This window comes from Pseudomonas fluorescens, assembly GCF_040448305.1.
GTDB classification, from domain to species: Bacteria; Pseudomonadota; Gammaproteobacteria; order Pseudomonadales; family Pseudomonadaceae; genus Aquipseudomonas; species Aquipseudomonas fluorescens_BH.
Genome location: NZ_CP148752.1, coordinates 4,137,216 through 4,152,467 on the forward strand (window position 1 = coordinate 4,137,216; position 15,252 = coordinate 4,152,467).

A 15,252-nucleotide genomic window follows, 5' to 3' on the forward strand; every position below is an offset into this window, starting at 1 on the left:
TCAGGCGACAGTGACGTGGGTGGTTTCGACGACGTGGCGGCGGTAGCCAGCAGGGTTCCAGTCGGCTTGCGGCGGTTGTGTCTCGCCGGCACTGTTGCTGGCTCGCACCATCAACTGCGTGGCGCCCTTGCTGGTAAAGCTGATCGGCAGTGTCCACTCACGGAAGGAGTAACGGCCAAGGTCCTGCCCGAGCGTGGTTTCGCGCCAGGTTTTTCCGCCGTCGATCGACACTTCCACCTTGTTGACCCCAACGCCCCCGTCGAACGCGATGCCTTTGAGCTCCAGGCTTTTGTTCAGCGGCACTACATCGCCGTGTTTAACGCTGGTGATGAAACTGCGCACCGGCAATTTGGAAATCGGCAGGGTTTTCGCCGCCGTGGTGCCGGGAGCAATGCAGAAGCAATCGTTATCCGGAACCCGGTAACCCTTGGCCATGAAGAAACCGTCGTAGGTATGGTCGAGGACCTCGATCTCACTCAGGTGCTTGACCCAGTACGTGCCGAAATAGCCGGGCACCACCAGACGAATCGGGTAACCGTTGAGAAATGGCAGGTCGGTGCCATTCATCGACCAGGCGATCATCGGCTCACCGTCCATGGCATGGCTGATGTCCAGCGCCTTGATGTACTCCGGCGTGCTCGGCAGCACGGGTTTATCCAGCCCACGGAAGGTCACTTGCCGGGCCTCGGCTTTTACCCCCGCCTTTTCCAGCACCGCCTTGAGCGGTACCCCCACCCAGCGCGCATTGCCCATGGAGCCATTGCCCAACTGAGCACCGAAGACCCGCGGCATAGAGAAGCCACGGCTGTTACCCGAACACTGATTGACGGCCACCACTTCAACCGGTTTGGCAAGGGCCTTGAGCTCGGCGAGGGAAAGCGACAGCGGCGTGTCGACCGAGCCCTTGATCGTCAGGCGGTAGCTGTCCGGATCGATGCTGGTCGGGAAATTGGCCAGGTGGTAACGCACGAAAAAGGCGTCATTGGGCGTGATCGGCCCTTCGTTGAAGACAGGGAACGGCGTCTCCAGATGCGGCGGCCGCGTGGTCACCAGGGTCAACGGGCGTTTCTGCGGGTATTGCACCAATGGTCGTGGGCCCGCCGCAAAAGTCACTTCCTCGGCAGCCCCACCGGCCGCCCCGGTTCCGTCGGCTGCCCGGGCCAGGCTTGCCAGCGGCGAGGCCGCCAAAGCCAGAGTGAAAGCATCGCGTAGAACCCGCCGGCGGGTCGGTTTGCTGTTGTCTACAAAACTGAACTTCATTCTGCGCTCTCTATGATTGTTTTATTGAGATGCAACTGACTGTAGGAGCAAGCTTGCTCGCGATGGTCGTTAACGAAAACGCGTGCTTACTGACTAAACGTAGCGCACTTGAGTCCATCGCGAGCACGCTCGCTCCTACAAGTTCCCGCCAGGGCGGAGAGGTATCAGGTCTACGGTTTCGCCTTACCGAGGTAGGTAAACAAACCAGTATCCTCAGGGCCAAACTGTCTGCTTCTCATTGAGCGTCAGCGACTTGACAATTGATGACAGAACCCCCTGTCAAGGCCGGCGTAGACACTCCGGGTTCAAGGCGTTGCCTGTGCCATCACCCACAAAAAAACCCACTGACCGTCGCCGGTTCAGTGGGCTTTTTCCCATCAGGCTAATAACCGCCCTCGCCTGCTACTGCGGATCTACCTGATCCAGCACGCGGTTCACCGATAACTCTGCCAAGGCAATCATCTGTTGAATTCCCAATGCCAAATTGCATTTAGGGCCGTTGAGGATAAACGCCAGTTCACTGGCCATGACACTGGCCGAGGCAAGGGTTTCACAGGCATGAACCAGGAGGGTTTCGTTGTTGACGTTGGGGGCAATGGTGAAGATGGGGTTGGGACGGCGGTCCGCCCCGGCCGGTTTGCGGGACACGAACTCAGCATCGAACTTTGACGAGCTTGGGGTTGCTGATGAATTAGCGTTTTCGTTGAGCATTTGGAACTCCAATGGATTGGGCTCCTATGAAAATCGGGCTACCACACCCGGTCGCTGAATTGGCAGCGACGGGCGAAGGTTAGCGAGGTGGGTTGTGCAGTGCAAGCCCCATGGGATATGGAAAAACTTGAGACTAATTACCGCTTTCAAACCAACAAAAAGTCCTCAAAAGCCGGGCGGGACGCTGCATATGTACAGTAGTGCTCAGCGTTCATCTGGTCACTTCGATACCAAAAAAGATGCTGTAAACCGAGCTTGCTCAACGGGCATGATCCGTATGCTTACCTGAAGGATGTTTTAGCGCGCCTGCCGACGCAGCGGGCGAGTAAGATTACCGAGCTGCTGCCGCATAACTGGCCACCCGCCTGACAACGTAAACCGGGATGTACGGATACTCACGTTGAAACTCCACATGGAAGACTTGGAATGACTCGAATTATTGAAATCCTGATGTACACCTTAAAGCCAGGATCGGGATTGGATTTTCATCGAATAATGCAGAATGTAAGTGTTCCGCTTCACCTGGAAGCTGGCATAGATGTCGTTTCATATGGCGGCTCATTGCATGATTGTGACAGCTATCACCTGATTCGCGCCTATGAAAGCGAGAGCCATCGCCAAGCATCTCAAGATATTTTTTACGCAAGCGCTGCCTGGAAACAGGGCCCGCGAGCAGACATTATCAGCCTCATTGAAGTCAGTACAACGACAGTTATGGCGCTCACTCAAGACGTAATTGATGCCTTCAGAGCTTCTAGAGCCGAAGCTCGATCCGCGTAGCTGACATCGACAAAGGCAGACCCCGTAGCCTTAAATGCGGGGATCAGGAAGATGTGTTGGCCGGACGGTTACTTTTTTCGAAACGGTTTTACCATATGACTTCAGTTTGCAGCCCGGAATCCAGCAATAGGTGATCTGAGAACACTTACACTGTAAGTGACGACACCGATGCCTGAAAGCAAAGGCATCGGTGTCTCTTGCCTGCTCTGGCAGTCCGTCGGGGGTCAACTCATCTCTGGAACGAGATGACTCATGAACGTCAGGTTTTCAATAGCGTACATATACTCAGAGAATCTCGGATCTCCATCGTTGAACGCCTTTGCCACTTTTTGTGCGCTCTCAAGACTGTCCCACATTGCCAGGTCCGCGAAGATTCGGTCGTCGCTCATAGGGCAGTACGCGTGGTACTCAATCAAACCCGGAAAAGTCTTTAACGTTTCACGAAGCCTCGCGCGGAGTACAGGCACTTGCGCAACGCATTCCTGTTTGACCTTGAAAATGGCTAATTCGAGTACATGAGATGAGCGCTGCATAGGGATGACCTGCTTGTGTTAGGAAGTCCCAACTATCAGCAGCTCATACTGACAGCGTAGTGTCAGTAGTGGTGATCGCTTTCCACTGGCTTGCCTGGTGCTTCATATACGCCTGGAGATCAAGGGCAGGATTGTCGGGTGATGGTTGTTGGGCAATAACGATGGAGGCTATGCGATCGACCCGAAAATCGCGGTAAGCCGCCCTGGTACTACACCAGCTTCCAACCGTCCACTTTCCTCCCCAGTAGAAAAGGCCAAGGGGGGAAATGAGGCGTTGCGAAACCGCACCGTCCAAGCTGGTATAAGTTATCTTCAGCGCCTGAGTGTTTTCGATGGCATTTCGAAGGGTTGCCAAATGACCACGTGTCGAGGAAGGTGTTGTTCCAAGTGCCCTGATTTTTGCTGCGCTGGGGTCAACCTTGTGATGGACTATGGACGCTGAGATTTTGCTCAACAACATCCTCGCAGCAGCACTTAGATCGTTATCGGCGGAAGCTGAAAGCATTTCCATCCCGAGCATCAATGCATCCAGTTCGAGTCTGTTCAACGTTAACGGCGGCATCTCAAAATCGGCATCCAAGGCATACCCCACGCCAGCGGTACCATAGATTGGGATTCCACTGAAGGAAAGGTCGTCGATGTATCGATAGATCGAGCGAACGGAAACGCCAATTCGGCTCGCCAGTCGTTCAGCAGAGATTGGCTGATGGACACGAATCAGATTTACCAATTGAAATAAGCGATCCGCTTTACGCACCAGGTGTGCTCAACTGAGAGTCCTTTGCAAGCTCAATGGCCGCGTTAATGGCGGCCCGAGCTTGGGGGCTATTCTTCCAGCAAGTCGACCCCACTGCTGCCGATGCCTGAGCCAGGATGTCACAAGCATTCGCTTTGCTGAGCACAGCTAGCGAGTCAATGCCCATCTGCTCAAGGCGAGCGATAACGGCCGGCCCTACGCCCTTCAGGGCCAACAAGGCATTATGTTCCGTCAGTGGAAATGGCATCCGTAAACTCCTGTTATCGGCCAATGAAGCAACAGGAGTTTGCCCGACAGGTGAGGGCATCTCAATAGATGGACTCCATCGCCCTGAGCGCAGGCATCAGGAAGGTGAGTTCGGCGGTCGCGGTAGGGACGGCAGTTACCTGCCGTCCCTACCGCGACCAAACATAATGCCGATCATGCCTCCAGAATCATTTTCCAGCCCACAAAAAAACCCACTGACCGTCGCCGGTTCAGTGGGCTTTTTTTGATCCGGCAGTCTAATTAGAGAGCCATATCACTCGCAGCATTAGCCTTCGGCGCTTTCGCATCCGTGTCGACAGTCACAGGCTTCACAGCCGGCGCGATCACCGCTGGTGGCGGAGTCAGTTCCAGCACCTTGGCGGTGTAGGCCCACTCCTCAGCAACCTTCTCAGGGCTGGCGTTCAGCTGGGTGCCGTAGCTCGGTACGATCTGGTGCAGTTTTGCCTGCCAGTCAGGGGTCGCGACCTTGTCCTTGAACACTTTCTGCAGCACGGTCAGCATGATCGGTGCGGCGGTCGAAGCGCCTGGGGAGGCGCCCAGCAGGCCGGCGATGCTGCCGTCTTGCGAAGCGACGATTTCGGTACCCAGTTTCAGCACGCCACCGGCGGCTTCGTCACGCTTGATGATCTGCACGCGCTGGCCGGCTTGCCACAGGCGCCAGTCTTCAGCCTTGGCGTTCGGGAAGTATTCCTTCAGGGCGTTGAGGCGGTCTTCGTCAGACAGCATCAGCTGGCCTGCCAGGTACTCGACCAGCGGGTATTCCTTGATGCCGACCTTGGTCATTGGCCACACGTTGTGGGTGGTCGTGGTGGTCAGCAGGTCCAGGTACGAACCTTCTTTCAGGAACTTGGTGCTGAAGGTCGCGAATGGGCCAAACAGGATCACGCGCTTGCCGTCCAGCACGCGGGTGTCCAGGTGCGGAACCGACATCGGCGGAGCGCCAACGGAGGCTTTGCCGTAGGCCTTGGCCAGGTGTTGCTCGGCGATGGTCGGGTTCTCGGTCACCAGGAACGAGCCGCCTACCGGGAAGCCTGCGTATTCCCTGGCTTCAGGAATGCCGGACTTCTGCAGCAGGTGCAGGGCACCGCCGCCGGCGCCGATGAACACGAACTTGGCGTCGGTTTCGGTCTTGCTGCCGTCTTTGAGGTTCTTGTAGCTGACACGCCAGCTGCCGTCTTCGTTCTTGGTGATGTCCTGTACTTCGCTGGACAGCTTCAAGTCGAACTTCGGCGTGGTTTGCAGGTGCGCAACGAACTGACGCGTGATTTCGCCGAAGTTCACGTCGGTGCCGAGCGGGCTCCAGGTGGCCGCGATTTTCTGGTTCGGGTCACGCCCTTCCATCATCAGCGGCACCCACTGCTTGATCACAGCCGGGTCTTCGGAGTACTGCATGCCGGCGAACAGCGGGCTCGCCTGCAGGGCTTCGTAGCGTTTTTTCAGGAACTTGATGTTGTCATCGCCCCACACGAAACTCATGTGCGGGGTGGAGTTGATGAACGAACGCGGGTTCTTCAGCACGCCTTGCTGAACCTGCCAGGCCCAGAACTGACGGGAGATCTGGAACGCTTCGTTGATTTCAACGGCCTTCGGGATCGAAACCTTGCCGTTCTCGTCTTCCGGGGTGTAGTTCAGCTCGGCCAGGGCGGAGTGACCGGTACCGGCGTTGTTCCAGCCGTTGGAGCTTTCCTGGGCGACGCCGTCGAGGCGCTCGATCATTTGCATCGAGGTGCCAGGTTCCAGCTCATTGAGCCACACACCCAGGGTCGCGCTCATGATGCCGCCGCCGATCAGCAGCACATCGACTTTCTTGGCCTCTTCCGCGTGGACCGCAGACATCCCCATGGACAAAGCCAGCCCCAGCAGGGCCGTGTTCACTTTCTTAAACATCTGTAGCACCTATGATAAAACGCCATCCGCCCTTCCATCCTCACGCGCACAGCCCCATGTTTCACGGCAGTCACGGGTGCGGCACTCAAGGATTGCAGGGTGGGCACACAAGGCCGATGAACCGCATCGACCCCACTTTAATGTCCCTTCTGAACTGACTTTTTATCTTTATTGGCTTCAGCTACTTGAGCGACAGTGATTCCGTCGGCACGTCTCAAGGACACGCAAACTGAATTGATCAAACCAAGTTGTCGCCAAGAATATCACGACAAGGCTTACCCGCGCGTCTGTTCCCGACCGGTAAGTCCGGGCCCGGGCGCCCGGCCTTCTATACTCATCCTGTTTTTCTCAATGAGTGTGCGAGGAACAGCCATGAGCGATAGGAGCAGTCATGAGTGACAAAGACGATCTGCGCAAGTACTCCTCTCAAGTGATCGACGGCGTGGAGGCCGCACCGGCACGCGCCATGTTGCGGGCCGTGGGCTTTACCGATGCAGACTTCACGAAGCCGCAGATCGGCATCGCCTCGACCTGGGCCATGGTCACCCCATGCAACATGCACATCGACAAGCTGGCGCTCGAAGCTGAAAAAGGTGCGAACGCCGCCGGTGCCAAGGGCGTGATCTTCAACACCATCACCATTTCCGACGGCATCGCCAACGGCACCGAAGGCATGAAGTATTCGCTGGTGTCCCGCGAGGTGATCGCCGACTCCATCGAAGTGGTCACCGGTTGCGAAGGTTTCGACGGCCTGGTGACCATCGGTGGCTGCGACAAGAACATGCCGGGCTGCCTGATCGGCATGGCACGGCTGAATCGCCCGTCGATCTTTGTCTATGGCGGCACCATCCAGCCGGGCGCCGGCCACACCGACATCATTTCCGTGTTCGAGGCCGTGGGCCAACACGCGCGGGGCGATATCAGCGAGATCCAGGTCAAGCAGATCGAGGAAGTGGCGATTCCCGGCCCCGGTTCCTGTGGCGGCATGTACACCGCCAACACCATGGCCTCGGCCATTGAAGCCTTGGGCATGAGCCTGCCCGGCTCCAGCTCTCAGGAGGCCATTGGCGGCGACAAGGCCTCGGACAGTTTCCGCGCCGGCCAGCAGGTGATGGAGCTGCTCAAGCTCGACCTCAAGCCCCGCGACATCATGACCCGCAAAGCCTTCGAGAACGCCATTCGCGTGGTGATCGCCCTCGCCGGCTCGACCAACGCCGTGCTGCACCTGCTGGCCATGGCCAATGCGGTGGATGTCGAGCTGACCCTGGATGACTTCGCCGAGCTGGGCAAGGTTTCCCCGGTGGTCGCCGACCTGCGCCCCAGCGGCAAATACATGATGAGCGAGCTGGTGGCCATCGGCGGCATTCAACCGCTGATGAAGCGCATGCTCGATGCCGGCATGCTGCACGGCGATGTGCTGACCGTCACCGGCCAGACCCTGGCGGAAAACCTGGCCAGCGTGCCCGACTACCCGGCCGGCCAGGACGTGATCCGGCCTTTCGACCAGCCGATCAAAAAGGACTCTCACCTGGTCATTCTGCGTGGCAACCTCTCGCCCAACGGGGCCGTGGCCAAGATCACCGGCAAGGAAGGCCTGCGCTTCGAAGGCACGGCCCGGGTCTATCACGGCGAGGAAGGTGCGCTGGCCGGCATTCTCAATGGCGAAGTGCAGCCCGGCGAAGTGATCGTGATCCGCTACGAAGGGCCCAAGGGCGGGCCGGGCATGCGCGAAATGCTCTCGCCGACCTCGGCGGTCATGGGCAAGGGCCTCGGCAAGGAGGTGGCGCTGATCACCGACGGGCGTTTTTCCGGTGGCTCCCATGGTTTCGTGGTCGGGCATATCACGCCGGAAGCCTTTGAAGGCGGGCCCATTGCGCTGGTGGAGAATGGCGACAGGATCATCATCGATGCTGAAACCCGGCAGATCACGGTGGACGTCTCCGATGCCATGCTGGCCGAGCGCAAGTCGCGCTGGGTGCGGCCGCCATCCAAATATACGCGCGGGGTGTTGGCCAAGTATGCGAAGACCGTATCCAGTGCTTCGGAGGGGGCTGTGACGGATAAGTACCTGTAAGGTTTGAGTCTGGCGCTGTTTGGTCTAATGCCATCGCGAGCAGGCTCGCTCCCACAGTTGATCTCCATATGCCGAAGATCCCCTGTGGGAGCGAGCCTGCTCGCGAAGGACGCCTGTCAGGCAACCTCTACCTCAAAGCCTGAACCGATCACCTCGCCGTCGTCATCGCTTGTTTTTGCGCCATGCCCCGCAGGGACACCAGCAACAGGCTGGCAAACGCACCGACCACCGCGATGGCCATGTCCTTTTGCGAATCCCAAGGATCGTTTTGCGCGCCGACGAAGGCCTTCGCCGTGTCTTTGCCCAGGAAAGCACCGCCGATCCACTCCACCAGTTCATATACGGCGGATGTCGACAGCATGATGTTCAGGGTCACGAAAAACAGCCAGAACCCGCGCAACGGCGTCAGCCGCCACAGCACTTCACGAACCGGATAAACCAGCAGCAGCCCGTAGCTCAGATGCACCAGTCGGTCGTAGTGATTGCGGTGTGTACCTGCCACCCGGTCGAAACTGAAGCCCAACCACGCCGAAAACCAATGATCGTAAGGCACCCGGGAATAGGTGTAATGGGCACCCAGTTCATGCACGCACAGAAACGCAAACACCAGCGTGATAGACGTCGCCGACAAGCGGAACCGACGAGATACCGCCACCAAAGTCCCCACCAGCAACAGCACCAGCAGGTTTTCCAGCGCCCAGTCCACCCGGCTGCGAGGAGAAAAACCCGACACCACGACAATCAGCACGAACACCAAGAGCAACGTCAGGTCGAGCCGTAAACGCGGGTCAGGCTGCATGGTGCAATACCTCGAAGTCAGGGCATCGCCCTTTTAACTTCGAGGCAAGGGTGCCAGGCAAGTTCGCTTTTTTCATCCAATGCATGCTATGTTGTACGATGACTGACGAATTATCATCCAGTCATCGCGCCACTCCTACAACAACAAGGAAACACCCATGAAAAAAGCAAAAGTGCTGATCGGCTTTCTGTGCCTGTTCAGCGGCTACGTCGCGGCCACCCCGGTTGCCGCGGACAAGGACGTGGCCCAGGCGGTCGACCATCTGACCCAGGCCATGCTGCACAAGGACATCCCGGAACTGAACGCCTTGACCGCCGAGAACCTGACCTACGGGCATTCCAGCGGCAAGATCCAGGACAAGAAGGCCTTCATCGCCGACATCGAAACCGGCAAAAGCGCGTTCAAGACCCTGGAGATGCAGAACCAGACCATAACCGTCTCCGGCGATGTCGCGCTGGTCCGTCACCACTTCTCGGCGCAAGCGCTCAAAGGCACTGAAGTGGTGCCGACGGAAATCGAAAACCTCCAGATCTGGCAAAAGCAGGAAGGCAAATGGTTGCTGGTGGGACGGCAGGCGTTCAAGTTCTGATGAGTTCGTAAGCCACCAACATAACCTGTAGGAGCGAGCCTGCTCGCGATGGACGTAAATGCACCGCGTTTATTCAGGTAACACGCGTAATCGTTAGCAACCATCGCGAGCAGGCTCGCTCCTACAGGGGTTTTCGGGTGAATCAACTACCTTTCCACTCCCTGGGACTGAGCCCGGTCTTGCGCCGAAACGCCCGGGCCAGCGCCGAGGGGCTTTCGTAACCGACTTCCTCGGCGATCAACGCAATCGGCCGACCCTCGCGCAGGCGTTTCTGCGCCAGGCTGATGCGCCAGCTCACCAGATAATCCACCGGCGTCTGCCCGACCACCCGGCGAAAGTGCTCGGCGAAACTGGCCCGCGACATATTGGCGGCGACCGAGAGTTCGGCCACGCTCCAGGCCTTGGCCGGGGTTTCGTGCATCAGGCTCAGGGGCCGCGCCAGGCGCACATCGGCAAGGCCGGCCATCATGCCCGGCTGCTGGCCGGTGGTGCTCAGGATGTGCCGCAGCAACAGAATCACCAGCAGCTCGAACAGGCGATCCATCACCGCTTCGCGTCCGCACGTACCGTCAAACGCCTCGTTGAACAGCCATTCCAGAGTCCCGGCCAGGGTCGGGATTTCATCGAGCTTGAGCACCAGGTAATCCGGCAGCGCCGCCGCCAGGGCATTGCCCGCACCGCCGTCGAAATCCAGGGTCGCGCACACCAGTTGCGTGCCGGACGCTTCAGACGCGAACAGGCGATGACGATAGGGCCGGGGGAAAAAGATCAGGCTCGGTTCAGTCAGTTGCAGATCCGGCTGATCGCCCAACTTGAGCCGCAACTCGCCCGCCTGAAGCAAGTGCAAATGACCGCTGGTCTGTTGGCCATCGTAGGCGGCGGTGCCGCAAAAAGTACCGCTATGGAAAGTGCCGGCATTGACGCCGAAGTGTGTGAGCAACGTGGACAAACGATCCATGACAGGGCTCCCGAAGGCTATTCTGGACGATCTGTCGCATATCATCGACGATTTGCACCCATCACGCCAGACACACGCCCTAACATCAGCTCCGTTCCCAGCGCATACCGCGCTTCACACCACGGAGTATCACCATGACCCGCATTGCCCCGATCAGCCTGGAACACGCCACCGACGCCACCCGCCCGCTGCTGGAAGCCGTGCAGAAAAAAGTCGGCTTTGTGCCCAATACCTTCAAAGTCCTGGCTCACGCCCCAGCGGTGCTGGCCGCGTACCTGCAAAACTCGGCAGCGTTGGGCAAAACGTCCCTGAGCGCCACGGAAAAGGAAGCAGTGTCCCTCGCCACTTCGCAGGTCAACGGCTGCGACTACTGCCTGGCCGCTCACACACTGTTCGCCAGCAAGACCGGACTGTCGAAGCAGGACATCCTCAGCGCACGACACGGCGAGTTAAACGCCTTCGCCACCCTCGCCCGCCAGATCACCGAAAGCCGTGGGCACCTGACCGTCAAACAGATCGCCGCTGCCCGTGCCGCCGGCATCGACGATAGCAAAATCATCGAAGTGATCGCCCATGTGGCTTCGCAGACATTGACCAACTACCTGAACAACACAGCGCTGACCGATATCGACTTCCCGGCCATCGATGCCTGAATGACTGGATTGACGGAGGACCCACCATGAACACCGTGACCCTATACACAACCGACACCTGCCCTTACTGCCGCAACGCAAAAGCCTTGCTGGCGAGCAAAGGCGCGGTGATGCAAGAGATCAATATCGAGCGCGAGCCCGGAAAAATGCAGGAAATGCTCAACCGCAGTGGTCGACGCAGCGTGCCGCAGATCTTCATCGGCGACACGCACATCGGCGGCTTCGACGACCTGGCCAAACTGGATCGTCAGGGTGGGTTGATGTCGATGCTGGCCTGAGTTAGTCAGGTATTGGTTTTCCACCTGGTCCACTGCAAGACCCTGTGGGAGCGGGCTTGCTCCCACAGGGGGGACTCAATCATCCTCATGCAACTTGATGCCGCGTTTATGCAGCACATGGGGCACCACCAGCACCAGCAGTGTCAGGGCGAGGAAGAACGCCGAGATCGGTTGCGTGAGGAACACCGTCCAGTCCCCTTCGCTGATGGACAAGGCGTTGCGCAGTTGTTTCTCGGCCATCGGCCCCAGCAGCATGCCGACGATCACCGGGGCGACGGGGAAGTCGAACCGGCGCATCAGCACCCCGCCCCAGCCAATCGCCAACATCAGGATCAGGTCGAAGGATGAGTGGCGCATGCCGTACACGCCGATGGTAGCGAAGACCAGGATGCCGGCGTTCAGGTACGGCCGGGGGATTTGCAGCAGTTTGACCCACAGCCCCACCAGCGGCAGGTTCAACACCAGCAGAATCGCGTTGCCGATGTACAGCGAGGCCACCAGCGTCCAGACCAGTTCGGCGGAGGTTTCGAACAGCATCGGCCCCGGTTGCAGGTTGTAGTTCTGGAACGCCGCCAACAGGATTGCCGCGGTGGCGGACGTCGGGATGCCCAGGGTCAGCAACGGAACCAGCGATCCGGTCGCGCTGGCGTTGTTGGCCGCTTCCGGGCCGGCCACGCCTTCGATGGCGCCTTCGCCCTTGTTGGCGGAAAACTCCTTCGGATACTTGCTGAGTTTGCGTTCGGTGGAATAGGACAGGAAGGTTGGAATCTCGGCGCCACCGGCCGGAATCGAGCCAAACGGAAAACCGATCAGCGTGCCCCGAAGCCACGCGGGCACCGAGCGTTTCCAGTCGGCACGGGTCATCCACAACGAGGTCAGGCGATGCCGTCCTTCGCTTGATTCCTTTTGATAGAGCAGGCTGTACAAGGCTTCGCCCACCGCGAACAATCCAACCGCCACCAGCACCACTTCGATGCCGTCCACCAGTTCCGGCACGCCGAGGGTGTAGCGGGCAATGCCCGAGGTCGAGTCCAGGCCGATCAAGCCGATGGTCAGCCCGACGCCCAGCGAGGCAAACCCGCGCAGCATCGAAGCGCCGAGCACCGCCGACACGGTGGTGAACGACAGCACCAGGATCGCGAAATATTCGGTCGGACCGAAATTCAGGGCCAGCCTGGCCACGATGGGCGCAAACAGCGTAAGCAAAATCGTGGCGAAGGTGCCGGCGACGAACGAGCCGATCGCCGCCGTCGCCAGCGCAGGTCCGGCCCGGCCGTTGCGCGCCATCAGGTTGCCTTCCAGCGCCGTGACCATCGACGAAGACTCACCGGGCGTGTTGAGCAGGATCGAAGTGGTGGAGCCACCGAACTGCGCGCCGTAATAGATACCGGCGAACATGATCAGCGCGCCAGTGGGGTCGACCTTGGCGGTGATCGGCAACAGCAGGGCCACCGTCAGCGCCGGACCGATCCCCGGAAGCACGCCGATGGCGGTGCCGAGCAGGCAGCCGATGAACCCCCACATCAGATTGATCGGTGTCAGCGCCGCGGCAAAACCCATCGCCAGACTTGAAAGAATGTCCACGGTGTCGATCTCCTTTCAAAGCCAGATGTTGATCAGCGACGGCAGGGAAACCCCGAGCCCGGCGTTGAACAGCCAGTAGATCGGCAGGGTCAAGGCAATGCCGATGGCCAGGTCCCGCAGGGGATGACGGCTGCCGAAACCCCGCGCCGAACAGACAAACAGCAACCCGGCGGCCAGCACAAAACCGATCAGGTGGATCAGCACCGCCACCCCGACAAGCCCCGCCGTCACCCAGGCCGCACCGGTTTTTCCACCGGACACCGTGGCGGAGTCGTTGTCCAGCTCGCGAAAGCCGCCACTGACGGCCTGATACCCCAGCAGCAGCCCCACTGCACCCAGAAACGCCGCCACGACATAGGGATAGACGTATGCCGGGAGGATCACGAAGCCCATTTCGGGCGGGAAACGGTAGGCGCCAATCGCCAATACAACGCTGATGGCGATCAGGCCGATGCCGACCGCCAATTGCGTCGGCACCACTGCGCGCTGTGTGGCCATGTCAAAGCAACCCGACCTTGACCAGCATGGCGCGCAACCGCACGTGTTCTTCCTCGACGAATTTGCCGAAGTCATCGTCGGTCAGCACGCTGGGCGTCCAGGCATTGGCCTGGATATTGTCCTGCCAGACCTTGCTGTTGGTGGCAGCCACGACCGCGTCGATCACCTCTTTACGCTGTTGCGGGGTGAGGCCCGAGGCACCGTAAACACCGCGCCAGTTGCCGATCGTCACGTCATAGCCGCTCTCCTTGAGGGTCGGTGCATCAATGCCGGGAACCCGCTCCGGCGCGCCGATGCCCAGGACCCGGAACTGACCAGTCTTGATGTATTGGCCCAGCTCGGCGTAACCGCCGGTGATCACCTTGAGCTGGCCGCCCAGCGCCTGGGCAACCACCTCGCCGCCGCCACCAAAGGCCACGTAGTTGACCTTGCTGACCGGCACGTCCAGCTTGCCGGCCAGCTCGGCGATGCCGATGTGATCCACCGAGCCCTTGGAGCCACCGCCCCAGGTGATGCTCGTTGGCTTGGCCTTGAAGGCCTTGATCAGGTCATCGAGGGTCTTGAATTCAGATTCCTTGCGCACGGCGATCACGTTGTATTCGGTGAACAGCCGGGCAATGGGCGTCACATCCTTCAGGCTGATCTGCGGTTTGTTCTGTTCGATGCCCGCGACCATGATCGCGCCAACCACCAGCAATGCGTTCGGGTCACCCTTGGTGCTGTTGGCAAATTGCGCCAGCCCCAGGGTCCCGCCCGCCCCGCCCTTGTTCTCGAAGGTCGCGGACTTGGCCGTATTGGCCTCGACCATGGCCTTGCCCAGCACCCGGGCGGTCTGGTCGTAACCACCGCCCACGGAACCCGGGGCCATGAATTTCACGGTATCCAGCGCGAAGGCTGGCGCAACAAACACGGCTGCGGCCAAACCGGCGGCCATGCAGCGACTGAAACGACGGATCAAAGCGGACATGGGCATCTCCTGATTGCATTGTTTTTATGGGTGCCGCTTGCTCATCGAGATGTGCGATGAACAGGGGCCTGCAAACAAGCTTAGGCCATGGATCCGTGGGCTGATCTGTTTTGCTGAAACCTCCCGCCAATGGCGCCGCAAACCCCCTGTGGGAGCCCCTTGTGGGAGCGAGCCTGCTCGCGATGACGGAGTGTCAGTCGACATTTTCGGTGTCTGACACACCGCTATCGCGAGCAGGCTCGCTCCCACAGGGACCTGGGTGCTCCTGCCATCCATTCATTACAACTTTGTCATCAAGCTGTTGGTCGGCTGTCCGGATCACTTCGTTAGCCTGAACTCACTGTCAGGCCAACCACCGGCAGTCACCCTGCCCTTGTAGAGAGAGATTCGTCATGAAAATGTTGATCGCGGGTTTTACCGCCCTGCTCGCCACCGGTTCGGCGTTTGCCGCCACCCAGTCCACCTCGCCGGTCATCCACGACAAGGTCGGCTTTTATGTCCCGGTAGATGTTGCCAAGGTCCTGTCCATGACCGACCTCAACGGCAAGTGCGGCATCGTTCCGGCGCAGTTCAACTACCTCGACCACCAAGGTCGCGAGCACCAGCTGGACTATCAGGTCCAGGGCGTGGGTTGCCTTGGTGAGAACTGAGCGGATG

At 59.4% G+C, this 15,252-nt stretch carries 17 protein-coding genes and 1 pseudogene; 7 read left to right on the top strand and 11 right to left on the bottom strand.

Annotated elements, in window-relative coordinates; genetic code table 11:
- Both WHX55_RS18710 and WHX55_RS18715 read right to left on the bottom strand, forming a co-directional pair.
- Positions 1 to 1,260 carry a molybdopterin-dependent oxidoreductase gene (locus tag WHX55_RS18710; RefSeq protein ID WP_353741017.1) on the bottom strand — a complete coding sequence of 420 codons (1,260 nt, stop codon included), beginning with the start codon at positions 1,258 to 1,260 and terminating at the stop codon, positions 1 to 3.
- A gap of 402 nt (positions 1,261 to 1,662) precedes the next feature.
- Entirely contained in the window at positions 1,663 to 1,971 is a 309-nt protein-coding gene (locus WHX55_RS18715) for a DUF6124 family protein (RefSeq protein ID WP_353741018.1), read from the bottom strand.
- A 258-nt stretch (positions 1,972 to 2,229) separates the two neighbouring features.
- Between WHX55_RS18715 and WHX55_RS18720 the strand changes: the two are divergent.
- Positions 2,230 to 2,340: pseudogene (locus tag WHX55_RS18720) on the top strand (transposase domain-containing protein); the annotation flags it as partial.
- 57 nt (positions 2,341 to 2,397) lie between these two features.
- Positions 2,398 to 2,751: an NIPSNAP family protein gene (locus tag WHX55_RS18725; RefSeq protein WP_150725466.1), complete on the top strand. Its 354-nt coding sequence runs from the start codon at positions 2,398 to 2,400 to the stop codon at positions 2,749 to 2,751.
- A gap of 224 nt (positions 2,752 to 2,975) precedes the next feature.
- Here WHX55_RS18725 and WHX55_RS18730 read toward each other — a convergent pair whose 3' ends face one another.
- From WHX55_RS18730 to mqo, 4 genes are all read right to left on the bottom strand, one after another.
- Positions 2,976 to 3,284, bottom strand: coding sequence for a hypothetical protein (locus tag WHX55_RS18730; protein ID WP_150756120.1), 309 nt, complete (start codon positions 3,282 to 3,284; stop codon positions 2,976 to 2,978).
- 43 nt (positions 3,285 to 3,327) lie between these two features.
- Positions 3,328 to 4,041: a YafY family protein gene (locus tag WHX55_RS18735; protein ID WP_150758717.1), complete on the bottom strand. Its 714-nt coding sequence runs from the start codon at positions 4,039 to 4,041 to the stop codon at positions 3,328 to 3,330.
- A complete protein-coding gene (locus tag WHX55_RS18740) occupies positions 4,034 to 4,288 on the bottom strand; it encodes a hypothetical protein (protein ID WP_026331705.1) in 255 nt (84 codons plus the stop codon). Before WHX55_RS18740 ends, WHX55_RS18735 begins: the two co-directional genes overlap by 8 nt.
- Before the next feature lie 260 nt (positions 4,289 to 4,548).
- Positions 4,549 to 6,195, bottom strand: coding sequence for a malate dehydrogenase (quinone) (gene mqo, locus WHX55_RS18745; RefSeq protein WP_150756122.1), 1,647 nt, complete (start codon positions 6,193 to 6,195; stop codon positions 4,549 to 4,551).
- A gap of 391 nt (positions 6,196 to 6,586) precedes the next feature.
- On the opposite strand from mqo, the gene ilvD reads away from it, so the two are divergent.
- Entirely contained in the window at positions 6,587 to 8,269 is a 1,683-nt protein-coding gene (gene ilvD / locus WHX55_RS18750; RefSeq protein WP_353741019.1) for a dihydroxy-acid dehydratase, read from the top strand.
- A 148-nt stretch (positions 8,270 to 8,417) separates the two neighbouring features.
- Here the strand turns inward: ilvD and WHX55_RS18755 are convergent, their stop codons facing one another.
- A complete protein-coding gene (locus WHX55_RS18755; RefSeq protein WP_353741020.1) occupies positions 8,418 to 9,068 on the bottom strand; it encodes a DUF2238 domain-containing protein in 651 nt (216 codons plus the stop codon).
- Positions 9,069 to 9,225: 157 nt separating this feature from the next.
- Between WHX55_RS18755 and WHX55_RS18760 the strand changes: the two genes are divergently transcribed.
- A complete protein-coding gene (locus WHX55_RS18760; protein ID WP_150758713.1) occupies positions 9,226 to 9,657 on the top strand; it encodes a nuclear transport factor 2 family protein in 432 nt (143 codons plus the stop codon).
- A gap of 142 nt (positions 9,658 to 9,799) precedes the next feature.
- Here the strand turns inward: WHX55_RS18760 and WHX55_RS18765 are convergent, their stop codons facing one another.
- On the bottom strand, positions 9,800 to 10,615 hold the full coding sequence (locus tag WHX55_RS18765; RefSeq protein ID WP_353741021.1) for an AraC family transcriptional regulator: 816 nt from the start codon (positions 10,613 to 10,615) through the stop codon (positions 9,800 to 9,802).
- 134 nt (positions 10,616 to 10,749) lie between these two features.
- Between WHX55_RS18765 and WHX55_RS18770 the strand changes: the two genes are divergently transcribed.
- Both WHX55_RS18770 and grxC read left to right on the top strand, forming a co-directional pair.
- On the top strand, positions 10,750 to 11,268 hold the full coding sequence (locus WHX55_RS18770; protein ID WP_353741022.1) for a carboxymuconolactone decarboxylase family protein: 519 nt from the start codon (positions 10,750 to 10,752) through the stop codon (positions 11,266 to 11,268).
- 26 nt (positions 11,269 to 11,294) lie between these two features.
- Entirely contained in the window at positions 11,295 to 11,546 is a 252-nt protein-coding gene (grxC, locus tag WHX55_RS18775; protein ID WP_150725458.1) for a glutaredoxin 3, read from the top strand.
- Between the two features lie 75 nt (positions 11,547 to 11,621).
- On the opposite strand, the gene WHX55_RS18780 is transcribed toward grxC, so the two are convergent.
- From WHX55_RS18780 to WHX55_RS18790, 3 genes are read right to left on the bottom strand one after another with little or no spacing between them, the layout of a single operon-like run.
- Positions 11,622 to 13,130 (bottom strand): tripartite tricarboxylate transporter permease, encoded by a 1,509-nt coding sequence (locus tag WHX55_RS18780; RefSeq protein WP_150725457.1) that lies wholly within the window; start codon positions 13,128 to 13,130, stop codon positions 11,622 to 11,624.
- Positions 13,131 to 13,145: 15 nt separating this feature from the next.
- A complete protein-coding gene (locus WHX55_RS18785; protein ID WP_353741023.1) occupies positions 13,146 to 13,628 on the bottom strand; it encodes a tripartite tricarboxylate transporter TctB family protein in 483 nt (160 codons plus the stop codon).
- A gap of 1 nt (position 13,629) precedes the next feature.
- Entirely contained in the window at positions 13,630 to 14,595 is a 966-nt protein-coding gene (locus tag WHX55_RS18790; RefSeq protein ID WP_353741024.1) for a tripartite tricarboxylate transporter substrate-binding protein, read from the bottom strand.
- Between the two features lie 392 nt (positions 14,596 to 14,987).
- Here WHX55_RS18790 and WHX55_RS18795 point away from each other — a divergent pair, with 392 nt between their 5' ends.
- Entirely contained in the window at positions 14,988 to 15,245 is a 258-nt protein-coding gene (locus tag WHX55_RS18795; protein ID WP_150756130.1) for a DUF2790 domain-containing protein, read from the top strand.
- The last annotated feature ends 7 nt before the right edge of the window (positions 15,246 to 15,252 follow it).